Source organism: Rhodanobacter sp. KK11 (assembly GCF_033345435.1).
GTDB lineage: Bacteria > Pseudomonadota > Gammaproteobacteria > Xanthomonadales > Rhodanobacteraceae > Rhodanobacter.
This window is the reverse complement of sequence record NZ_JAWPMI010000003.1, coordinates 329527-349976: the sequence shown is the minus strand read 5'-3', so window position 1 is coordinate 349976 and position 20450 is coordinate 329527. Positions and strand designations below refer to the sequence as shown.

Genomic DNA, 20450 nt, shown 5'->3' with positions numbered 1-20450 from the left:
CGGATCGCCCCGTGGCGCAGTGATCGCAAAGCGTGAGCGACCCCGCGTTGACCTTCGAAAATTCGAATCTTCCGCGACTCCGGCCTATGATCCGAGTGTTGGAGCGATGTCGGAGGGACAGGGGCTATGGGGATCTCGATCGAAGGAGTTGTCAGCAGCAAATTGGGGCTGGCATCGCATCAGAATGCCGTGCCGCTGCTGCGGCAGCTGACCATCGCAAATGACGGTACCGAACGACGATGGCTTCATGCGATTGATGCGACATGATGCTAGCTGCTAGGCAGCGGGAGTATGAGTACTCGCCCGATGCGGAATTCGGTGTAATCTTTGCCTGAGCCAGCGCGGCTCATTGACCAGGGAGCAGGTATGGCAGGGGAACCTAAACAACCGCGATGGGGCAGCTGAGTGGCGCTGGACGCTTTACGCAGCGAACGCTCGTAAGATCGCGGACTGTGCCGAGGGATACAAAAACAAGAGCGATGCTATTCACGGTGCACGCTTGGTTGCCCAGGTAGCTAGCGATGCTGATATCTGGGATGCCACCACTCAGTCCTGGAGCTAAGTGGAAATCGCCCAACTGGCGTTGGAGAGCTCCAGCACGCCGATGTTCGAAGGCCCTCCGCGCCGTGACGTGGCTCCGCAAAGCATCCCGGAGGCGGAAGCTATTAGGGATCACGCGCTCACGCGCACTGATCTGCCATCTCCCGCGTGGAATCGCGGGTCTGGGAGACCATGTGCCTGGCTAGCTGCCGGAACGTTCGGTTGCAGCACGGGCAAACGCCCTGTTTGACAGTCCGCTTCAAGTTGTTCCGGCGAACGCTAGTCGCCTTCTGGGCGCAGCACACGTGCTCGAGCCAGCGTTTGACCTGCAGGCGGGGTACGCTCCATAGAAAACTGGGCCACCGTGTGGGCGGCCCTCTCTGGGCATGTGGGCGCGCTAGTCACCCTTCTTGTGCTAGTCACCCTTCTTGTGCTTGTGGGGCTTGAGAGATGGCGTATTTCCGGGGATCTTTTTATTGTCCCTTTGGCGCCTGTCGGGCTTCCCAGTTGATTTCGCGATTCGCTTCGGTCCAGGCTTGATTCCCATAGCTTTCTCCTGCATTGGCGGTGCCTTTGCATTATTACCCGGCACTGGAACGCGTTGGGGCGAGCCTTCGTCTATTCAAAGACTTTTACATCAGCCGCCGGCAGTCAGTAGTGCGGTGCTGGCGGCACACTGCTGACATTCCATTTTGCTCAGTTCCTGCGGCACTTAATATACGGCAATTCGAAATGGGCCGGGGCCACCCGATCGACTTTTCTCAGGCGAAAGAAAGCGGACCCGCTTGCAGTAGTACATGATCGGTTGAACTTGCCGCGGGAAGCTGACGCCGGTGGATTGACTTGTCGATGTTATGGAGGTGGGGCGTGCGGCTTCCATTGGCCCTTGAAATGGTGACCCCACACCGCCTAAAAAGCACGGACGCTTCGTCCGCTAATCCGCATAAAATGAGATGTCTACCGCGTTGGCAGCGCAGACTTCGGAGAGGCCAGATCAAACTCTGGCATTGGAGCAGCGAAGGCGGCCGGAAACGGGCTAGATCAGCCTGTCCACTCATCTGCGATCGCTACCCAATCAATGGCACGCTCGCTCTTCCCAGTCCAGACATCCCAGAAATCTGGGTCTTCGGACTGCGGCCGCTCATCCTTAGACAGCTCACTCATTTCGACCAACACCGGCAGAGGGGTGGCCCAGCCCAGCAGGATAGCTTGACGCGAGGGCAGGCTTGGCAAGTCACGGAGCAAAGCGCCAACGTTGTCTGGCACCAACCGCTGAACCAAGTCCTGGTCACTGTCGTTAACTATGCGATGGAGCAGGAAGGTGTTGCATTGGGCCAGTACGGTGGGCGACAGCTCCGAGGGACGCTGGGAGGAGAGCACCAGACCTACGCCGAACTTGCGGCCTTCCCGAGCGATGCGCTCGAAGGTCTCGCGACATAGGCGAGAAGGGGAGGGCAATCCATCTTCACCGTCTCGGCCACGCTTGATGAACGTGTGCGCCTCTTCTAGCACCAGCACTGTCGGCAATGGCTCGCCACCCGGGCGCGACTTTCGATAACGTTGGCTCGTTTCGAAGACCAATCGAGCAAACACGGCGATCAAGGTGTACGTGGCTTCGGAGGGCACCATGGACAAGTCGATGACCGCTACCGCACCGTTCTCAGAACCATCGGAGCCAATGTGGCCTTCCAGCCACTCCACCAAAGAGACCGGTTCATCAGGAAGGATTACAGGTTTCAATGAAGGCGTGGACATCATGCTGCGAATACGCAGCGTCAAGAAAGCAATGAAGTTGGAAACGTTGGCACCCGTAGTTCCACTACTGGCCAGCTCTTCAATGAAGTCGGCGAACAGGGAAACGTCAAACTGTATCGGCGCGTCTTCACTACCCTCTGTATCGAGAGGTGCCATAGGCAGTGCTGCTTGTGTCACGTCAAAGAGGTGGACGACTTCTTCAAAGTCTTCGATGGAAAAGTCGTTGTAGAAGATCTTATTGTTCTTCCTGTAGTTTTCGCGATTTTTCAGCAGTTGAGCTATCGTTTCCGCCAGGTGCTCAAGTGCGTCTCGCTTATTTTCGTCCTGTATCTTGGCAGCAAACGCGGCAAGGGATTCTGCGAGGGAGCTAAGAAGGCTCCCGGTGTCCTGACGGCCGGGAAATCCTATAAAGGAGCCATCGGCGATCACCGCGTTCAGCCGGGTGCGGTAGACCGCCAATATCCGAGCAGCGGTCCGCTCGGCGGGTTCGTGAGCTTCCCTCCCGGCGCGCATGTTCCGAAGCGCTTGATTGAGCAGCGGACGCTGCGTTCCTGGTTGAGCTTGGGAGATGGCCGTCCATTCATGGCTATTCCATAGCCATGCCGGAATCTGCAGCGGGTTGTCGGCATCACCGGGGCGGAACACACGGACCCTCCCTATATCTTGGAAGGCTTTGGTGTATTCGCCGTTCGGATCCAAGACGATAAAGCGGGCGTTAGGGGCCCCGCCCTGGCCGTCGGTGGCCTTCGCTGCTGCAGCGGCTTCCAGAGACCATCGGATCATGCCCGCGACCGAACAGGACTTGCCGCTGCCGGTGTTGCCCAGCACGGCCAAGTGGCGTCCGAAAATCTTGTCGGGGTCGACATGGATGGGAGCATCGTTGGCCATGGGCGACGTGCCGATGCGCACCCGTCGGTTCGTGCCCTGCGCCCCGACAATCGCGCTCACCTGTTTCGGTGTCGGGATGAGCACTTGGTCGCCCACGGAGGGGAAGGCGATCACACCGCGTTGCAACTCTAGCCGAGGTTCTTCACCGGCCTTGTCTTTGCGGGTGACGAGAGTGCCAATGGGATTGATGACCATGCGGCGCTGGGGGAAGGGAAGGTCGACCAACCCCAATTCGTGCCGCCCCCGGTCACCTATGGCGGCCGCACGCTCGGTGCCGATCCAGGCCACGAAGCCCACCGTGGCACCCGCTTCATTTGGAACGAGCACGTAGCCATTGAGCCGCGGGAAGGACACCGGCGTGCCCGTATTGAAGGCTGTGCTCTGAGGTGCGGAGGCTTCCAGAATCACCCGGATTTCGCTGGGGGCGACCGATTCCACGGTGCCGATGACCAGTCCCGCGAGGTGTTCCATGGGCGTGGTCATGGCGCCTCCTTCTTCGTGCCGATGAGCACAGCGATCTCTGGATCCTCTTTTTCAGCTTCTTTCTTGTCGTCTCGAAGCGGTTGCCGGGACTTCAGCAGCTCGGCCATTCGGCCCGTGATCTGATCGATCGCGGGCTTTGGTAAATAGTGATCGACGATCTGCCGAAGGTCCGCAAAGTGGGAGCCGACCAGCAGCGATAACTGTGCCGGCCGATCGACGTTTTTCAAGAAGCGCTTCACTCGGTCGTCCAGTGCGTAGACGAAAACCACCAGGTGCGTCGAGGGCAGGGAGAGCATGTCCGAGAGGATCCGGTTGATATGGTCGTCGCCGAAACCGTATCCATAGAGGACCAAGGCCGCGTTGGGACGGCACAGGGCCGCCGCCAAGTCTCGGAACAGCTCGGCATAGGGGTAGGCGGTGGTCTCCACGTCCTTCGCGGCGTTGGGATAGATCATCACGGTCTCGACTGGGCTATCGGGTACCGCTCGAGCATCTTTCGCGCCGAACCCAATGCCTCGACGGATGATCCGGCGGGTGCGTTGGTCCAAGTGCCAATCCACCGAGCCGTGGAGTTTGCTGAATCGAAGAACTCCCTCCATAAAGCGCGGCTCACCGCGAATGCCGGGAGGGTTGTAGTGGTAATCCACATCCAACCGTGATGATCTGAACACCGGCTCCATCGTGCCGACGAAGCGATCGATCACTCGGAGGCCAGCCAGGTCGCACCCGTATTCGACCAGACGATCGTAGTTCGTGGTGAACGCGTGGAGGCGCTCTCGAGAGGACGAGCGGCTGGCGAAGCTAAGGAGGAAAGACTGGAGCGCGAAGACCGCGGCTTTCCAGTGTTCCTCGTCGGCGGATACGATGCCAGCCTCCATGTTCAAGATGGCTTGGAGGAACTCGACTAAGCGTTTGTCCAGCTTCGTGCGCAGGTCGGCCGCGTTGCCGTCGCCGAGGAGGTTAAGTGCCTCCAGCAACACCAACGTGGAGCGGATCTGGTCCTCGATGTTGGGCGCGCCGCGACCCATCGCTTCGGCGCCCTTGGTCGCGTGGGCCCTGATTTGCACGTCATGGGTGGTACCCAAGTCGTTGAACCCCATTCCGGCACCGTCGACATCAGCGAGCCCCGCTACAGCCATCGAGAAGCCGCTGCCGACCAGCAGATTGAGATGCTCAGCCTGGAAGACGGCCGACAACCATGGCTCAATGTGGCGTCGGGCGCGCTTGATGAGTTTGTCCAGATCCTCACCGGCAGGAAGGGCATCGAGCCACTCCTCATTGCTGCCGACCCGATACCCGTGTGTCTTTGTTTCCATCCGTGCCTCTCCTGACTGGGCGCCCCCTGTGAGCAACCACCAAAGATTATCCCTCGCGCACGCCCCCGTCAGTTATCAGCTTCGTGCCAAGAGCAGGGACAGCGATTGTGAGTCGCCTCAGCTTCTCGCAGGGATCCGACGCCGCAGAGGAGCGATTAGTTGGTGTAATCGTCTAGATCGCGCACTACAGGCTTTGACGCTATTCGGCATGGAGCAGGGCAAGCGCGTCTGATATCGCAGCGGCGACCTTGCAACCGTAATGACGGTCAAGCGCCAAGTGATTTGCGGTCGCCATTGCCATCAATCGGCGTTCGGTTAGGAAGATGTCGCAATATGCCAATGCCGAGCACGCATGGCGGAAGTCCTCGAAATCGTTCGCCCGGAGCTGTTGGGCCTTGTTCCAGCGCACGCTTGCGTGCAAGCTGGTATTGATGTGCAGGCTAGGGAGACTGGACTTATGCTTTTCATGGCACAGCACCGTTGACAGCATCTTGGTCCAGATGCGAACCGCCTCTGCTTCCGTGGCATCGCCCGCCACGGACGGCAGCGTTCCCGTGATGAGTTTCTGCAGATCGCGAGTAACTTCTACCGCCATGTGCGCAAAGACCTCGGCCGCACCCTGCGCTTCGATGGAGTAGGTTTGCCTAAAGCTACGAAGTTCGTCGGCGTGTTTCGCATTGCCCGCGTTGATCTGTTCGGCCAGTCGGGGGTGCCAGTCAGGGGACATCTGCTTGCCACCGAGCGTATCGACCATCTGCGACAGCGACATCGACCACATGTGGTCGATGAATGCCTTCTGGATTGCGAGCTCGGTGCTGGCATCAAAGACAGTCTCGTGCGGATGTATCACACCCAGGACATAGCTGAGTTTCGTCCAAGGTAGCCTCAGGGGTCCCGGGGCTCCGAGATCGCGACATTGGTCATAAATGAATATCCGCAGTTCCATGGCGACGCGTTGCTCGTACGGGATCAAACTGACGCCCAAGCTCAGCTCATCGATGATTTCTGCTGTTGCGATTCGGGTTCGCTCATCACTCTGCTTGAGAATTTCGGCGAAAGTGCTCTCACTGAGCGGGCAGAAGGCCTTGCCTGCCGACACAAGTCTGCGCAGGATGTCTAGCAGTTCGATTTCCGAATCGGCCGTGCGCACACCAGCGACGATATCCCGCAGGATGATCCAATACTTGGTGTCCAGGTAGATGGCACGCCGGGGCTGCAATTCCTCGGCCAGGGCGGCATGACAGCGCCGCACGTGGGTCTCCAGTGTCACGTCGGGTGACCCAAGATGCCGTTGCAGCGCAGACATCATGCCTCGGTCACTCCGCGGCAAGCGGAGCGACGATACGCCGCCAGAACTGGGGCGGTACGGGCAGCCGGTAGTGGTGGCAGGCAGCTAGCACGATCGGCCAGTAGCCGGTTGTTATCGCCGAGAGCTTGTCGAAGGCGTCCTCCTGCTTGAATGTCGCGTCGAGGGTATCGATCTGCTCTTGGCCGTCAGTTGTCAGGGGAAGGTCGCATAGCCCGATCCCGTGCTCGTCATTGCCGACGTAAAGGCCTGTTTCGCTCGATTCGTCGGGAATCCACAACTGGAGCGTGCAATGCTGAAGTTCCTTGTCCTTAAGGTCGATCAACTGAGCCAAGCTTTCACCGTCGCCGAAATACGAGAGAAAGGCGGCTATGAGCGGAATCAGAGTCGAGCCAGCGGTCGCGTCCTGGCGATATTCGTCGGTCCGGCTGCGTGGATGCGCGATGAGGTCGCGGTATTCGGAGAACACACAGGTATACCGGCCATGCGCACGTACGGTTAGTGCCAGCCGCTGCGCCATTCCTTGCAGCCATGCGTGGGCGTCATGCAGGTCGCCGCCGGCTGCCCCGACCAGGAGCAGGAACAACGCAATGTCGATGGATTGCTCGTCCTGCAGCGGCAGGAACAGTGCCGGGTTGTTGTTGATGAGCCGGAAGCCGGCATCCGCCAAATCCCGGGCCTGCGCGCTCAGCCGGGCCTTGCGGTCGGCATCGGCGTCTAGCTGACTGATCCAATGGATCCACAGGCCGGCCATCGCGATCCGGCCGAGCACGTCGAACAGCCTCAAGTTGACGTCGGCAGAGGTCCCCCCGCGGATCGCCATCGAAATGCCATAGGGCACACCGACGTGCGGCAGGATCTTGCGATACAGGAATTCCTCGGTGATCGCGAGATGGAGCTGGATGGCATCGCCCATGACGGCGGTGATTGCTTTACCGGCGGCGCTGCGAGTCTTGTCGACATATGGACGAAGCAGATCCCACAGGCGGAGCAGGGCGAACTCACTGGCGCGGTAAGGCGCCTCGACGTTGTCGATATCGCGTGCCCACACGAACAGTACCCACAATGCGATGTAGATCTGGCGGGCGGTTCTGGTCCGCTCCTTGTCGTTGGTGGCGGCTTGGCACCGTTCGTGGACGAGCCGCGAAAAATGCGCAAAGGCGATCTCGGGTTCGTCCACCATTGCGACCGCCTTCTGGAAGTGGCGTCGCAGTGCCTTTGGCATGATCTCTTCGCGCAGTACGCCCTGCATCAGCAGGCCGGCAAGCTTGTCTCCATTCCACTCTGCAAATGAGACCCTGTCAGTGCTGTATCGTCGAACGTAACCCTCGACGTCGCTGCGCACCTGCTCCTGCATGTCGCCGCCGAATACCATGCAGACGACGATCTTGAGGGCTTGGTAGCGCTTGGGGACGCGATGCTGGACGTAGTTATCCAGGATCGTGTCGAGCGAGGCGCGAAGTGATTGCGGCGTGCCGTCGTTCCAAGACTCACGGGTGAGATCTCCGCGTTTCACTGTGAACAGGAACAGCTTGCGCGCGCCATCCTCGTCCACGCCGACGGCCGCAATGTCGACGCCGGCCTGTGTCGTGCCGCGTTGCGGTCGGGAATAGACGTTGTAGCCAAGTTCGCTGAGCAGGTCCGGCAGAATCGCATCAAGCTCTTCGCGTTCGCGCAGGGACGCCAAGTAGCTTCGGAAGATCAGCTTCATGCGGGTTTCTCAACCATGCACATGCGCAGCAGGTAGTCCAAACCGACGGGGTCGAGTTTCTCCAGGTGTGGAAGTTCGACGTAGGCGCCGTGCTTCTGGAGATCCATGGCAACTGCGCGTTTCTGGCCCCCAGGGTCCACAACATAGGTGAGCGTCCGCTTTCCGTGCAGTATGGTCGAGTGGTGCACAAGCTTGCGGATGATCGACTGTTTCTCCGCCTCCTTGTGCGCTTCCCGCATCTGATCGTGTGATCGCTGATGCGCGGCGACCAGTTGTCGCTCGGAAGGATGAAGTTCCTTGATGGAGCCGATGTCGTCGATGGCGGAGTGGAACTCTTTGAACCTGGTCAGCACGTTCTGGACCGTGCCGTAGGCCGCGTCGGTCGAGGGCAGGCTTGCCAGATAGTTCCTAGCGGCGCCGCTGTAGCTCAGGAGGACGGGGTCAAACAGAAGCTGCCCGATGTGCGCCTTGACGTCCTCATCCGCGGCACGGATTACAGAGACCAGGATCGAGCAGCAGGCCACGGGATAGATAAACAAGAAGCCGATCGCCTTGCGGCACAGGAATAGTTGCTGGATTGGGCTCAGGCCCAGCGACTGCGCGCTGGTATTGAAGATACGTTCCTTGTCGGCCCTCACGAACTGGCCGGTATTGTTGGCCAATGCGATGCTGCCCGACAGCAGCCATCGCACGACCAATTCGTACACTCGCTGCGGGTCATCGGTGTTCAGCTTGTGCGAGGTCGAGTTGAAGTGCTCGATGGTCAGCGTTCCCTCGCGCAACGTTTCGGTCAGGTAGTCCAGCGCCTGTGATTCATTGCGCGTTCCGACCATTCGCTTCAGCCCGCAGTCCACAAGGCTAAGAGTGCCTCGGTGCTGCGGATCGATGGCCCGTAGGGCGTTCAATGCGATTCCGACCGTCTCCCTGTCCAGCGAGAAATGCGCTTGGAACAGGAGTCGTGCGAGACCATAGAGGACCTGCGGTCCCGGACTCTGCGCGGCGGACTGGACCAGCCGTCGTGCCAGTGCGTGGTCTTCGAACGGCCGCAGGATGTCGAACGCCGTGGACAGCGCGTTGACACGAATCGCATCGTCGTTGCCGCTGACGATGAACGGCTCTACGACGACGACGACCTGCCGGGCGCTGTCGCCATCCGCAAACGACATCTGGCCCAAGGCCGACAGGCCGTAGAGCCGCCGGTTATCGTCGTACTCCCTGACAAACTCGGTGGCCGTTTCGATGTCGTTTGCACCCTGGAGGGCGAATGTCACGAACTGCATGGCCAAGTCGTCCCCGGCCTTGGCGTTTCGGATGACGCCCGCAGCTTTCTCCAGATTGCGTTTGCACCATTGCCGAAAGGCACCGTTCGGCATGTGGGCGGCACCGTCGTTCCCCGCGCGTTCGATCAGGGTACGGCAGCAGGCCATCAACGCGGTGGCATTCGCGCGGAGCTGCGGGATGATATCGCAATAGAATTGCTGCGCCGTGAAGAATGAGTGCGTGTCGATGGCGTCGAACGCCGGCTGGCCCGGGACAACGACAAGATCAATGTCACCATTGTTATGCAGCTCGACGCATCGCTTCAGGAAGGTGTCGCTCCCATCCTCAGCGGGGAGATGGTATTCGGCGAGCTCGACCGCAAGGTTGCCGGCTTCGTAAAGCTGGATGATCTGCTCCGCTGACGGAACTGGTAAAACAGCCACGGCGTCCCCCAGTCAATGACATGTGCCGAAAATAGCTATTTGAGCAATCGCGCGGCAGGGTTCTCCTCCGCTGCGCCGGATTGAAAGTACCCGATCACGCTGGCCACCGAGCGGTGCTCGGTCATCGCCATCACCGCCGGTAAGGGTACGCCTTGCTTGCCCGCCTCGGTCACAAACCCCGAGCGCAGACTGTGCGCCCCAAAGTTCCCCTCCAGTCCCGCCAGCGCCGCCCGGCGTTTGACGATCGTCGCCACGGAGCCGGGCAACAGGGCTGGGCCAACCCGATCCTTCCAGATCCGCCGAAAGATTGCACCCTTCCGAATCCCCGCCGCCTCCAGCCAAGCCGATAGTGCTTCGGCGCTGCGCCCCAGGATCGGCTTGTCCGGCGTCGAATCCGCCTTGACTCCCGCCTGCTGCGTCTTCGAATACTCCAGTCTATATATGTAGCCTTCGTCGCCTGTCTTCCGGAGATCACGAAGATCGGCCGCGGCGATCTCACTGCGTCGGCGCCCACCGCTGGCGAAACCGAAGCAGAGCAGGGCGCGATCGCGTAGCCCTTCGAGGGAGTCGTCGCAGGTGGCCAGCATGGCTTCGAGCTCCTGTCGCGTGATGGCCGTCTTCTTGGTCGGACGCTCGCCACGTTTTACGGCCGAACGCTTGGCGCGACTCAGCAGCGTGCGCACGCTGGGCAGCTCGCACGGATTGACCAGCCGCTTGAGCTTGTGCGCCGTCGACAGCACGGCCACGCGCTGGATCACCGTTGAGAGCTTGAGCGGCCCGAGTTTGGCCTTGAGGCCGGCGGCCACCAGCGCCGCATCGACCGCTGGCGGCAGCTCGCTGACCAGGCCGGTTTTGTTCTTGCGCTGGATGTGGTCGACCAGGAACTGGATCACCGCGGCCTCGCTCATCGGCAGCGTCAGCTCGAGGCCGAAGCGCGCCTGGTGCCAGCCGGCCCAGTAGCGCAGGGCGGCCGCGTAGCTGCGGGTGGTGTTGGCCGCGGCGGCTTCCGCCAGCAGTTCGCGCACGGCGTCGGCCGCTTGCTGGGCCAGCTGTTCCGGGAGCACCAAGCTGGAAGCGGGTACGGCAAGCGCTGAAGATGTGTGTTTATGCTTCATATTATGTAATGTATATTACGAAATAGGGCACATACTGGCGATAATCATCACTTATCGCGAGTACGAAACCCAGCGGGCAGGGCGCCAATCGAGGAGACCGTTTCATGCCACGAGGCATCACCCAGGACCAGGTCAATGCCGCCGCCGACGCCATCTTGGGCGCCGGCGAAAATCCGACCGTGGAAAAAGTGCGCGCCGAGCTCGGGACCGGCTCACCTAACACAGTGACGCGCATGCTCGACGTGTGGCGCGGCCAACTCGGCGAACGATTGCGCCAGCTCAGCGCCTTGCCGGATCTGCCGACACCCGTGGGACGAGAGATGATGGGCCTGTGGCAGCTGGCCACCGAGCACGCTAGCCAGGCGATCGCCGGGCGCTTTGCCGAGGAGCGGGCGGCGTTGGAGAGCGTCCGTAGCGCCCTGGCCACCGAACGCCAGGAATGGACTGCCCGCTTGGAGGCCGCAGAGACCGACCGTGCTCGGACCCAAGCGGCCAAGGATCTGGCCGAACACGCCTGCACCACCTTGGATGCGCAGCTGCAGGACAGCCACGCGCTTCGGGCTGACCTCGCCCAACAACGAAACCGTCTGCAGGTGCAGTGCGATCAATTGATTGCAGAGCTTCAAGGGCTGCGTGGTCAGCTGTTTGAACAGCAGCAAGCGGCGGCTGCGGAACGCGCCCGTCAAGAGGTGTACGTCCGTAACCTCGAGGATCGCGCTCACCAGGAAGTCGATCGTCTGAGGCAAGAAAGCAAGCAATGGCAACAGCGGCATGAGACGGCTGAGCGGGTGCATCGAGAAGCAGAAGCTGGTCGAGTGGTCGAACAGGACGCTTTAAAGGAGCAGCTGCGCCGCGCTGAGCATGAAACGGCTCGCCTTGCGGGTCAGGTATCCGCACTCGAGAAGGCGCTGCAGGCGCGAGCAAAGCCAACCACATCTGGGGCGGGAAAGCGCAAGCGGACCGGGCAGATGGCCTTAAAGGCGCGCTGACCCGGTGAGCTTTCATTCGTGAGACCGACCGAAGGCCTCAGGGTGTACGTCAATGGGAAGCTTGATCTGCATTCGAGCCCGAGGCCTTCTTTCGACGCGGTGTTTGCCGCCGGAAAGGCGCCATTCATCCCATAGGCGTACACCCAACGCCGAATCCTCGGGTGATACGCTCCAAGCACATGCTGATCCAACTTCTGCTTGGCTGCCACCAATCAAAGGTTCATCGACCGACGATCGGCCTCACGGCGTGCCGGAATGATCAAACTCTTCCTCGATTGCGAGTGGGCCGACCCCCACGCGGATCAACTCGTCAGCTTGGCGCTGACCTCCGAAGATGGCCAGCATCGGTTCTACGCTGAGGTATCACCACTGCCGAACCGGCCCACGGCGTTCGTGCAGGCGGTGGTGTACCCATTGTTGGAACATGGCTGGGTGTCGATGCGGGCCCACGATCTGACGGAATCTCTGCGTCGATTCTTTGCCCAGCATTACGACCCTGTGGTGATCTTCGATCATCCCGATGACGGTAAGCTGCTTCGCCGCGCGCTGCAGGGCAGCTTTACCCCGACAGAGCTTCCCAGATATCGCGAGGCACTCATGGCGCAGGAGAGTATTTCCCCATTGATCGAACGTTACTTCCGGGAGCGGCCAGAGGTTGCGAAGCGGCGCCATCACGCCGGCGTTGATGCCGAGGCGCTTCGCTGGGCCTGGAGCCAGTTGCAGATCGAGGGGGAGGGGCCCGACGGTGAAGTTGCTGATCCTGTCTGACCTTCACTTGGAGGTTTGGCGTGATCAGGCGCCTCTCTCCGCCGCATTGAGGACTCGCCCGGACGTGGTCGTTCTTGCCGGGGATATCGACACGGGCACGCGAGGTATCGCATGGGCCGACACCTTCTTTTCTGGTATCCCCGTGATCTACGTCCACGGCAACCATGAAGCCTACGGTCACCGGCTCGACGACCTGCAACTTGCCCTGGGTGAAGCAAGCCAGAAGACAGCGCATGTCCACTTCCTCCAGATGCGAGAACTGAGGCTTGGACCGGTGCGCTTTCTGGGGTGCACGCTCTGGACTGACTTTCGCCTATTCGGGAATGACCGGCACGCCCATGCGGTCGCTGCGTGCGGAGAGGCCATGTACGACTACGAGCGCATTCGTCTGGCATCCGATGGACATCGAAAGCTTCAGCCACTCGACACCGAGCGGCTTCATCTTCAGCACCAACACTGGCTGAGGAGGCGGCTCGCGGAGCCTTTTGACGGCCGCACGGTGGTCGTTACTCACATGGCGCCTTCGGCGCGGTCGGTCACCCCAGAGCATGCGGACGATATGGTCTCAGCCGCGTATGCCTCCCGGCTTGATGACCTCGTAGAGCAGGCAGATGTTTGGATCCATGGCCACATGCATGACTCGCTCGACTATCAGTTGGGACGTTGCCGAGTGCTGTGCAATCCGTTGGGCTACAAGAACCGTGTAGGCCAAGGCGAAAACCGCTGCTTCAGAGCGGATCTTTTGGTGGACAGCTAGGCTATGAACCCTTCCCGAGGGTCGCGAGAGACTAAGCTTCGCCGTGCTCAACGCAGTCCCTGACAAGCGCAATGATCGGGGCTGACTCGGTGGCAAACACTGAGGTGACCCGCCATCGTCCCGAGTAACCAAGGAACCTCAGGCCGGACTTGACCAGCGAGGTCGAATTGAAAGTCCGGATACCGGAAGGGGTGCTCTCCCTCGGACCACACGCCCAACAGCTGCCCCTCGTCCTGCTGCTCCTCGATCCACCGTGACTCTCCAGGCCGCTTCGCCCACAACATTTTGAACCAGCCCCAAAAAAGCGTGTACCTCGGGCCGCGATGAGGAACTTTATCGGCACGATTTACGCAGAGCACTCAGGGGCGTTTCCGAAGAGAATGCCAGCCTTCATTGCCTTCCGAGGAAGTTGCATAGTGCTGCGTGCCTCGTTGCACACCGTTTCTGCCGCTGTTGCGCAATGAAACGTGCCGATTCCACATCACACATCCGTGTCGCAACCCAAGAAAGTCCGAAGGGGAGACGTACCACAGGCGCACGGGGCGCCGTTTGCTCGCATTCATGGCTCACCTCGCTCATTTCAATAATTTCGCATAATGTATATTATGTCAAATCTTGCCCGCGCCTCCCGCCGCGTTGGCACGTGGCTTGCTTCCCTGTGCACCCCGTGCATAGGACGCTTCGGACATGCGGTTTAACTGGACCTTCGACGATCGCCGGCAGCAGCTGCGCAGCCCTGCCGGAACGGTCGTATCCGTGCGCGAGATCGCACAGATGCTTGCCGATCGGCGCGACTGCCGCTACGACTTCATGGGCGAGTGGTCAGGCTGGAAGATGCGCCGGCAATTCCTGATCCCGCCGTTCAGCGGCAGGAACGGCCCCAAGCTGACACCAGCGAACGCGAGGCTATTCCTCGCCTGGGTAAAAGAACCGGCAAGGCTCGACGCGCTAGACCGCATGCAAGCCGACAAGCCCCGGCTCTATCTGGTCCGCTGACAAGCATGGCCATCCCTCCGGGCTGACCACAGATCAAGAGCGCGCCGCGCCCTGAATGACCTATCTCCACAGGTGTTCGACAAGTGCTGACGCACTTGCCGACGACTACCGCGCCCTGGTTGAAGAAAGAGCGGGTTCGGCGGGAAGCGGTACGGGGAAAGCCGACCGATGAGGAAAGTGCGGCCGGGATGGTTAACACTTCCTCGATCGAAGAACGCGGCCGGCCTTAGAGACGCGCTCCCGCGCTCGGGCCTGCGGCCCCTTAAGAGCGGGCAGCCCGGATCGCCCGGATAAGCCGCCACGACAGCAGCAGCACCCGAACGGCACCCATCGACCCCAGCACCGCGAGCAGCCAACCCAGCACGCCGCCCAGGCTCTCGACGATCAGCGTCACGACGACAGGCATCACATGCTCCCACGGGTCACGATGGTGTGTTCAGGAGGCGAATACTCCTGCGGGATCTGCGACTTCGGCCAGTAGCCGACGGCTTGCGCTTGCACCTGCACAGGCTGCGCCGGCTCGCGCTGCCGCTCCGGCTCGCGCGGCATCGGCCGCTGGTCAACCATGGGCTTGCGAAACGGGTTGTAGACCCCCTCGCGGGCAATGGTGCGGCACACGCCGGCCTCGACGTGATACTGCGTGCCCTGCTCGGTGCGGCACTCGCAGCGGCCGTCGTCGACGGCGATGCAGTACAAGTCAGGCACCCCCTGCGGCTGCAGCTGGTCCCACGCCGGCGCCGTCCAGGGCTGGCCAGTCACACGCGGCTGCAGCCACTTTGCATAGTCGCGCCGGCGTAGATCGTCGTCAGCGTCGCGCGAAGAAGCCGCAACGCCCGCGCCCGCCGCTGACGCGGCAGTCGCGGGCGCCGCTGCTTTCCCGCCGAACGTGTGCACGACGTTCCACACCAGGCCGCCGATCAGCAGCAGCAGAGGGATCGGCGCCCACACGTACCACGGAAGCTTCCGCTTCACGCTATGCGCGGTTGCGCTCTTGTACAGCCTGAAATTCTGCTTGGGGTACTTCCAGTACGGCGACGAATCAGGCTTCGCCTTCTCGGCGTTCAGCTCGAAATGGTCCCACGTTTTCAGCACCGCGCCGTTCAAGCCAAACTTGCGACGAACGTGAATATGCTGGCCGACGAGGCCTCGCACGAAGCTGTCGATCTGGTCATGCTTCTGCGTGACAAGGATGAAATCTATGTTGTAGTGCCGATGGCGGGCCAGGGCCGCGATGTGCACCGGCACCGGCCGACCCGCTGCACGACTCGGAATAACCGAGTAGCACTCGTCGTAGATAATGACCGAGTTTTCAAGCAGCATCCAGTCAGGCTTAATAAGGCCGTTGTCGTCAACGTTCGACTTATCGAACGCCTCCAGCGGCGTGGGCAACGGAAGAAACCCCGTCGCCTCGTAATCCAGTTCCTTGAAGCCGGCGGCGTAGACCGTGCGCCCCTCTTTGAGAAAAGCCAAGCCCTTGGTAATCGCCAGCAACGATTTACCTGCACCCGGTTTCGCAGTAATCAACTCGATCTGTGCCATTAACTTGCCCCCGCCTTGCCAAGCATGAGATTGCTTGCGAGCTTGGTTGCACCCGCGCTCAAGATCATAATCATGGCCTTGTCGGCCTGCACGTAGATAATCAGGTTATACACGTCGGCGCCCAACGCCGAGACGTAGCCCATAAGATAACCCTTGACCTCCGGCATCACGTATTTATACGTGATAAACGCCAGTCCAAGCGTGCCGAAAATCTTCCCGATGATGCCGCCGGATTTCAGCAAAAGCGTGCTGATGAATATCCCGATCAGCATTTTCCCATGAAGCCAGAGCCAGCCCTTGATGCTATCGAACATGGCTTATTTCTCCGAGAGAATGCGCAGGGAAATGAAGGCAGCGACGAACATCAGCATGTAGCCGATTTTCTCCAAAATGCTGCACCACAACGGGTCCTGCCCGTCCAGGTGAATATTCCACTGCGGCAAGTCCAGCACCAGCAGCGCCGGGCACTGCCCGCCGCCACCGAAGCCGCTGGTGTCGAGCTTGTCCAGCACGGTTTCCGTCCGAATGAAGCCCTCGCCCGGTCCCTCGCCGATGCCGTCCAGGCCGGGGACGGTCGTATCGCCGTCGCTTTCGCCCGGCCCCGCCTGCTGGCCGCCCGGCGGGCAGCGCAGCAGATACGTTTGCGTGACAACCATGCACGTGGCCTGTGACCCCTCGCAGACCGGCGGCGAGCCGCAGTCCCGTCCGCCGCTGGCCCGCGTGTTGTCGGCAGGGCCGGGGCTGGACGATGACGATGCAGGGTCTTTCGAGTCGTCCGGCCCTGCCCCGTTCTGCGGCGACTGACCGGACGTGTTGTAGTTGTTGACCGTGTTGTTGACGGTCACGCCGCCCGACGTGTCGGCGTAGCGATCCTGCCCGGCAATCTGGCTCACCGGGTCGATGATGGGCGGGTTCGGCGGCAGTGGCGGCGGGTTGCCCGCGCAAAGCGTGGTGTCGCCGCCCGTAATGCACGCGCCGGACGGCGGAGGCTTGTCGCTGACGCACACCTGCACCCCCGCCCCGTTGACCGCGCAGAACTTGCCGGCGGCAACGTCGTGGCAGCTACCGCCGCCGCACAGCTTGCGCTCGGGCGTGGGGTCAGTCACGGGCGGGTTAGCGTTCGGGCCGCCACTGCACTCAGCGCCCGTCGCTTTGTAGGTGCCGCCGAACACTTCGGAAATAGAACCATCCATGTTGATTCGCTGATGAGACGTTCCGCCCAGATCGGGCGCTGGCGCATAACTGCACCCAGAAACGCACACAGACGATAATCCACCCTGGAACGTTTTCAGAGGTAAATCCGTACAGGGCGGCGGGGATGCTGAACAATACGAGAAAATCGGGCCTTGGTGATAACCATCATAGATGTTGTAATTATTAACGCCTTGACGGCACGAATAACCACCCGACCAGCCGCCGTTATTCAGGACAGCATTACACGCGCTCAAAGCCTCGTCGCTAGTCTCATATGACGCGCCGCAAGACGACGCAACAGCACGCTGCGGCAGGAACAAACTCGCCAGCAGCACCACGACAAACGCGGTCAGTCCGTGAATGCGAGCCATAGCGCCCCCAGCACTGCGATAATCACGAAATACCCGGCCATGCCCTGCCCCTTTCTGCCCGAAAAAACGGGGGCGGTCGCCCGCCCCCGGTGTTGCGTTCAGCGGTCAGCGACCGCTGAATGCCTTCTTCAGCAGCACCCACGCCACGATCAGCATGAGCGCGCCAGCCATCGCGCCGATCACCTGGGTGATCTGCGGATTCACCGCCTCGATCGCCGTGCTGACGGTGGTGCCGAGGTCGCTGGTCTGCGCGAAGGCGGCGGGAGCGGCCACGAACGCGGCCAGGGCGAGGAACAGCGCCGAAGCGCGGGTCTTGATGAACTTGAACATGTGAAACCTCCGAGTTTGCGCGGTCACACAGCGCGACCGCTCATGGCCGAACGGATGAGCCGCCACGTGTACCCGAGCGCCCAGCACCCCGCCACGGCGGCGGAAATGCGAAGGCCCTCGTCCACAGTCAGGGGCGGCAACAGACTGGGAAAATCGATCCACTGCGGCGCGCTGCACTGCTGCGTGGCCGCGTCTATCGCTTCCGGCGCGCAGTACAGCCAGGGCATTACGCCGCCGCCTTCTGCTTGATCGGCACGAGCCCGAGGTCGCGCGAGACGTCCAGGCCGAAGCGGCCGACCGTCAACGGCGTGGTCACCTCGTAATGGCCGGCCTTGTAGCCGTCCACGGTGTCGGGCAGCGTTAGCGACGTTTCGAGCGGAAACCGCCCGACGCCGTGCACGATTGCCGCCTGCTCGCGGATTTCGTAGGGCTTGCCGGTGCGGCCGGAAACACCCTTCTTCACGCGGACATTTTCGTTTTCGATCTGGATGGTGATGGTCATTTGCTTTTCCTCGTTTAGCCGTCTGGACGTCTATTCAGTGCGGGCGAATCCCCTGCGGGGACCGGGCTGCTACAGGTTCCACTTGCGTTGCATTCCCGAGGGAACCCTTCGGGCCTTACACATCCCTTTCGCAAGAGCGAAAAGGCATCCCCTCCTCTGAGCGAATCGGAGAGGCAGATCAAAGTCACTCCCGCTACTTGCCACTCGCTGCGCTCGGGGCGGGAGTCAAAGAGCCGCGCCGCCGACCTCCGGCGGCACGAACGCATCACGAAAGAGGCGGGGAAGATCGGCGCCGGCCCCCAGGCCACGAAAGCGCCGAGGCACTTGATCGCGCGCGACCCGTTCCATGAGGAACTCCATTGCGCGATCCCCGAACGCCGCCACCACGACATTGAGCAATGGCCCAGCGGACTCGCTGAACCACTCGATAGCGCCTTCCGCCGTCGCATCGACGGCCGCTTTCACCGTCTTGGGGCGGCTGGTATCCGTGCCGGCGAACAGTTCGGCCAGCACGTCGTAGGCGCCGGTCACGTAGGCCATTGGCCGGGTCAGCACGTCATAGGGCAAGGTCTTTCCCTTGAGATGCTTACCGTAAAGGCGGACCTCGACGCGCACATAGTCGCTATCCGGGTCGCCCAGCTGCTTGCCCTTCTCGTAGCAGTTCAGCTGCTTGTGACCGCGCTGGCCGACGTACAGGGAGCAACCGCGATTGCTTCCCATGTCGTCATGGAACGAAGCGGTAGGCGGCGCACCTGCGCCGTCGTTCTTGAACCTGCCAGACTCGGCCATCGCCTTGAGCTGCGCCAGGTTGACGACGCTGCCGTCGTAGTCGTCAACGGCACAGTCAACGTGCGACAGACGCGCGCCATAGCTGGCCAGCACGTCCGCCACGGCGGACCAGTCCGACACCCAGCGGCAACCGGCGCCGGTGAGGTCTATCATCACGCGGCTGGAATCGCCGCTGATGCAAAAGTGCCCCGCCGGCTCACCGTCCGGGCCGAGAATGCGGGCCGACCAAGGGCAATAGTTAACGAATTTTTCGACAACGGGGCCGACGACGAAGCCAGCGCCTGGATACACGGTATCCACGAACTGCCGGATACCGGCATCGGTGAAAACCCCCGAACCATCGGAAAATTCCCCGACGTTGCAGACCTGGAATACGGCCGTGCAGTAGTCGATCAAAGCCTTTGGTTCGCGGTGATCCTGAACATTCTGTCCCGTGTTACCAACGGGACAGACCGCAGCGGCGGGTTTCCCCGGTGCGGCCGGTGAAAATCCCCCGGCCCTCCCCACGCGCCGCCCAGGGGGTGGCAGCGCGAGGGGCGGGAGGGTCGGGGAAAACGGTTGAGCGAGCGCGTAGGCGCCGGGGAACGGCTCGGAGAGGCACTTCATCGGCCGGCCCTCCGGAAAAGCCGAGACAGCGCCCGGTCGAAGCGGCACCAGCTGGGCAGCAGCCGCAGCAGGTAGACGAAGAAGAAGTGACTCAGCGCACCGCCGAAGAACACAGTCACCACGCCGCCCAGGGCGAACGCCCATAGCACCTGCACCATGGCCTCGGAGAACTGCGGGACCGTGATCGCGGACAGCTGGCACACATCAGCAACCGCCGACAGCGGGTGCAGGGTGTTGAAAGACGGACTCATGCGTCGAACTCCAGACAGACGCGCTCGCCGGGGATGTACTCCGCCCAGCGCGTGCCCTCGTAGGCAGCGATCCGGGTCAGGCGCACATCACGGCGGACGGCAGGCGAGAGATTGGCCTCAACCTCATACGGGTCGGGCGCTTCGGGCGGAACGAAGTCCGCAGGGAGAAGACGGGCGCTCATCGAGTACGCAACAAGGCGACGAGCTCGGCGATCAACACCGTGCAGATCGCGCCCAGCAAAATGCCGATGAGCAGCTGCCCGCCGGCATACGTGAAGGAGTACAGGAAGGTGTCGCGGCCGAGGCAGAACATCACCGGGCGCCCGCAACATCGAAGGCGATTCGAGAAGCGCGCTCGGCAGCAATCTCGTAGAGCACGGAGGTCTCGTAGTCGCGAACGTCGCGGAAGGCCAGAGCGCGAGCGGCACGATGCTCGCAATCCTTGGCCATCAAGACAATGAAATCGCGGTCAACCAGCGGTAGATCGAGTTGGCCGGCAGTGGTTGGATCGTTCATGTGAGCCCCTGTTGTGTCACGGACC

The 20450-nt window shown here is 61.5% G+C and carries 22 protein-coding genes; 5 read left to right on the top strand and 17 right to left on the bottom strand.

Translation table 11 applies throughout. The features are described from left to right. Window positions 1-126: 126 nt before the first annotated feature. Complete coding sequence (locus R5H19_RS09555) at window positions 127-267, top strand: hypothetical protein (RefSeq protein ID WP_318158762.1); 141 nt, start codon at window positions 127-129, stop codon at window positions 265-267. A 1314-nt stretch (window positions 268-1581) separates the two neighbouring features. Here R5H19_RS09555 and R5H19_RS09550 read toward each other — a convergent pair. The 6 genes from R5H19_RS09550 to R5H19_RS09525 all read right to left on the bottom strand — a co-directional run bounded on the left by R5H19_RS09550 (window position 1582) and on the right by R5H19_RS09525 (window position 10817). Continuing rightward, window positions 1582-3666 (bottom strand): ATP-binding protein, encoded by a 2085-nt coding sequence (locus tag R5H19_RS09550; protein ID WP_318158761.1) that lies wholly within the window; start codon window positions 3664-3666, stop codon window positions 1582-1584. Beyond that, on the bottom strand, window positions 3663-4982 hold the full coding sequence (locus tag R5H19_RS09545; RefSeq protein WP_318158760.1) for an SIR2 family protein: 1320 nt from the start codon (window positions 4980-4982) through the stop codon (window positions 3663-3665). Before R5H19_RS09545 ends, R5H19_RS09550 begins: the two co-directional genes overlap by 4 nt. A gap of 199 nt (window positions 4983-5181) precedes the next feature. Continuing rightward, complete coding sequence (locus R5H19_RS09540; protein ID WP_318158759.1) at window positions 5182-6291, bottom strand: hypothetical protein; 1110 nt, start codon at window positions 6289-6291, stop codon at window positions 5182-5184. 7 nt (window positions 6292-6298) lie between these two features. Then, window positions 6299-7999, bottom strand: coding sequence for a hypothetical protein (locus R5H19_RS09535; protein ID WP_318158758.1), 1701 nt, complete (start codon window positions 7997-7999; stop codon window positions 6299-6301). Then, the gene (locus R5H19_RS09530) at window positions 7996-9702 is read right to left on the bottom strand and encodes a hypothetical protein (RefSeq protein ID WP_318158757.1); all 1707 of its coding nucleotides are present in this window, start codon (window positions 9700-9702) and stop codon (window positions 7996-7998) included. The genes R5H19_RS09535 and R5H19_RS09530 overlap by 4 nt, the downstream gene beginning before the upstream one ends. A 35-nt stretch (window positions 9703-9737) precedes the next feature. Then, window positions 9738-10817: a site-specific integrase gene (locus R5H19_RS09525; protein WP_318158756.1), complete on the bottom strand. Its 1080-nt coding sequence runs from the start codon at window positions 10815-10817 to the stop codon at window positions 9738-9740. 104 nt (window positions 10818-10921) lie between these two features. Here R5H19_RS09525 and R5H19_RS09520 point away from each other — a divergent pair, with 104 nt between their 5' ends. The 4 genes from R5H19_RS09520 to R5H19_RS09505 all read left to right on the top strand — a co-directional run bounded on the left by R5H19_RS09520 (window position 10922) and on the right by R5H19_RS09505 (window position 14327). Beyond that, window positions 10922-11806: a DNA-binding protein gene (locus R5H19_RS09520; RefSeq protein ID WP_318158755.1), complete on the top strand. Its 885-nt coding sequence runs from the start codon at window positions 10922-10924 to the stop codon at window positions 11804-11806. Between the two features lie 255 nt (window positions 11807-12061). Next, on the top strand, window positions 12062-12574 hold the full coding sequence (locus R5H19_RS09515; protein WP_318158754.1) for a 3'-5' exoribonuclease: 513 nt from the start codon (window positions 12062-12064) through the stop codon (window positions 12572-12574). Beyond that, window positions 12552-13331, top strand: a complete 780-nt coding sequence (locus tag R5H19_RS09510) for a metallophosphoesterase (protein WP_318158753.1) — start codon at window positions 12552-12554, stop codon at window positions 13329-13331. Before R5H19_RS09515 ends, R5H19_RS09510 begins: the two co-directional genes overlap by 23 nt. Window positions 13332-14018: 687 nt before the next feature. Beyond that, complete coding sequence (locus R5H19_RS09505) at window positions 14019-14327, top strand: hypothetical protein (RefSeq protein WP_318158752.1); 309 nt, start codon at window positions 14019-14021, stop codon at window positions 14325-14327. Between the two features lie 262 nt (window positions 14328-14589). Here the strand turns inward: R5H19_RS09505 and R5H19_RS09500 are convergent, their stop codons facing one another. The 11 genes from R5H19_RS09500 to R5H19_RS09450 form a co-directional block, all read right to left on the bottom strand. Next, the gene (locus R5H19_RS09500) at window positions 14590-14733 is read right to left on the bottom strand and encodes a hypothetical protein (protein ID WP_318158751.1); all 144 of its coding nucleotides are present in this window, start codon (window positions 14731-14733) and stop codon (window positions 14590-14592) included. After that, window positions 14733-15866: a zonular occludens toxin domain-containing protein gene (locus R5H19_RS09495; RefSeq protein WP_318158750.1), complete on the bottom strand. Its 1134-nt coding sequence runs from the start codon at window positions 15864-15866 to the stop codon at window positions 14733-14735. Before R5H19_RS09495 ends, R5H19_RS09500 begins: the two co-directional genes overlap by 1 nt. Beyond that, window positions 15866-16180: a DUF2523 family protein gene (locus R5H19_RS09490; protein ID WP_318158749.1), complete on the bottom strand. Its 315-nt coding sequence runs from the start codon at window positions 16178-16180 to the stop codon at window positions 15866-15868. The genes R5H19_RS09495 and R5H19_RS09490 overlap by 1 nt, the downstream gene beginning before the upstream one ends. A gap of 3 nt (window positions 16181-16183) precedes the next feature. Continuing rightward, window positions 16184-17059: a hypothetical protein gene (locus R5H19_RS09485; protein ID WP_318158748.1), complete on the bottom strand. Its 876-nt coding sequence runs from the start codon at window positions 17057-17059 to the stop codon at window positions 16184-16186. A 477-nt stretch (window positions 17060-17536) separates the two neighbouring features. Then, on the bottom strand, window positions 17537-17761 hold the full coding sequence (locus tag R5H19_RS09480; RefSeq protein ID WP_318158747.1) for a hypothetical protein: 225 nt from the start codon (window positions 17759-17761) through the stop codon (window positions 17537-17539). A gap of 226 nt (window positions 17762-17987) precedes the next feature. Next, window positions 17988-18263, bottom strand: a complete 276-nt coding sequence (locus tag R5H19_RS09475) for a single-stranded DNA-binding protein (protein WP_318158746.1) — start codon at window positions 18261-18263, stop codon at window positions 17988-17990. A gap of 225 nt (window positions 18264-18488) precedes the next feature. Further along, window positions 18489-19448, bottom strand: a complete 960-nt coding sequence (locus R5H19_RS09470; protein WP_318158744.1) for a replication initiation factor domain-containing protein — start codon at window positions 19446-19448, stop codon at window positions 18489-18491. 206 nt (window positions 19449-19654) lie between these two features. Continuing rightward, window positions 19655-19909 carry a hypothetical protein gene (locus R5H19_RS09465; protein WP_318158743.1) on the bottom strand — a complete coding sequence of 85 codons (255 nt, stop codon included), beginning with the start codon at window positions 19907-19909 and terminating at the stop codon, window positions 19655-19657. Beyond that, complete coding sequence (locus tag R5H19_RS09460; RefSeq protein WP_318158742.1) at window positions 19906-20091, bottom strand: hypothetical protein; 186 nt, start codon at window positions 20089-20091, stop codon at window positions 19906-19908. The genes R5H19_RS09465 and R5H19_RS09460 overlap by 4 nt, the downstream gene beginning before the upstream one ends. Beyond that, window positions 20088-20222: a hypothetical protein gene (locus R5H19_RS09455; protein ID WP_318158741.1), complete on the bottom strand. Its 135-nt coding sequence runs from the start codon at window positions 20220-20222 to the stop codon at window positions 20088-20090. The genes R5H19_RS09460 and R5H19_RS09455 overlap by 4 nt, the downstream gene beginning before the upstream one ends. Continuing rightward, window positions 20222-20425, bottom strand: coding sequence for a hypothetical protein (locus R5H19_RS09450; protein ID WP_318158740.1), 204 nt, complete (start codon window positions 20423-20425; stop codon window positions 20222-20224). The genes R5H19_RS09455 and R5H19_RS09450 overlap by 1 nt, the downstream gene beginning before the upstream one ends. Between the last annotated feature and the right edge of the window lie 25 nt (window positions 20426-20450).

Excerpts from the sequence above, each read along its gene's own strand:
- R5H19_RS09555 (WP_318158762.1), top strand. The coding sequence starts at position 127 with ATGGGGATCTCGATCGAAGGAGTTGTCAGCAGCAAATTGGGGCTGGCA.
- R5H19_RS09550 (WP_318158761.1), bottom strand. The coding sequence starts at position 3,666 with ATGACCACGCCCATGGAACACCTCGCGGGACTGGTCATCGGCACCGTG.
- R5H19_RS09545 (WP_318158760.1), bottom strand. The coding sequence starts at position 4,982 with ATGGAAACAAAGACACACGGGTATCGGGTCGGCAGCAATGAGGAGTGG.
- R5H19_RS09540 (WP_318158759.1), bottom strand. The coding sequence starts at position 6,291 with ATGATGTCTGCGCTGCAACGGCATCTTGGGTCACCCGACGTGACACTG.
- R5H19_RS09535 (WP_318158758.1), bottom strand. The coding sequence starts at position 7,999 with ATGAAGCTGATCTTCCGAAGCTACTTGGCGTCCCTGCGCGAACGCGAA.
- R5H19_RS09525 (WP_318158756.1), bottom strand. The coding sequence starts at position 10,817 with ATGAAGCATAAACACACATCTTCAGCGCTTGCCGTACCCGCTTCCAGC.
- R5H19_RS09520 (WP_318158755.1), top strand. The coding sequence starts at position 10,922 with ATGCCACGAGGCATCACCCAGGACCAGGTCAATGCCGCCGCCGACGCC.
- R5H19_RS09515 (WP_318158754.1), top strand. The coding sequence starts at position 12,062 with ATGATCAAACTCTTCCTCGATTGCGAGTGGGCCGACCCCCACGCGGAT.
- R5H19_RS09505 (WP_318158752.1), top strand. The coding sequence starts at position 14,019 with ATGCGGTTTAACTGGACCTTCGACGATCGCCGGCAGCAGCTGCGCAGC.
- R5H19_RS09500 (WP_318158751.1), bottom strand. The coding sequence starts at position 14,733 with ATGCCTGTCGTCGTGACGCTGATCGTCGAGAGCCTGGGCGGCGTGCTG.
- R5H19_RS09495 (WP_318158750.1), bottom strand. The coding sequence starts at position 15,866 with ATGGCACAGATCGAGTTGATTACTGCGAAACCGGGTGCAGGTAAATCG.
- R5H19_RS09490 (WP_318158749.1), bottom strand. The coding sequence starts at position 16,180 with ATGTTCGATAGCATCAAGGGCTGGCTCTGGCTTCATGGGAAAATGCTG.
- R5H19_RS09485 (WP_318158748.1), bottom strand. The coding sequence starts at position 17,059 with ATGGATGGTTCTATTTCCGAAGTGTTCGGCGGCACCTACAAAGCGACG.
- R5H19_RS09480 (WP_318158747.1), bottom strand. The coding sequence starts at position 17,761 with ATGTTCAAGTTCATCAAGACCCGCGCTTCGGCGCTGTTCCTCGCCCTG.
- R5H19_RS09475 (WP_318158746.1), bottom strand. The coding sequence starts at position 18,263 with ATGACCATCACCATCCAGATCGAAAACGAAAATGTCCGCGTGAAGAAG.
- R5H19_RS09465 (WP_318158743.1), bottom strand. The coding sequence starts at position 19,909 with ATGAGTCCGTCTTTCAACACCCTGCACCCGCTGTCGGCGGTTGCTGAT.
- R5H19_RS09460 (WP_318158742.1), bottom strand. The coding sequence starts at position 20,091 with ATGAGCGCCCGTCTTCTCCCTGCGGACTTCGTTCCGCCCGAAGCGCCC.
- R5H19_RS09455 (WP_318158741.1), bottom strand. The coding sequence starts at position 20,222 with ATGTTCTGCCTCGGCCGCGACACCTTCCTGTACTCCTTCACGTATGCC.
- R5H19_RS09450 (WP_318158740.1), bottom strand. The coding sequence starts at position 20,425 with ATGAACGATCCAACCACTGCCGGCCAACTCGATCTACCGCTGGTTGAC.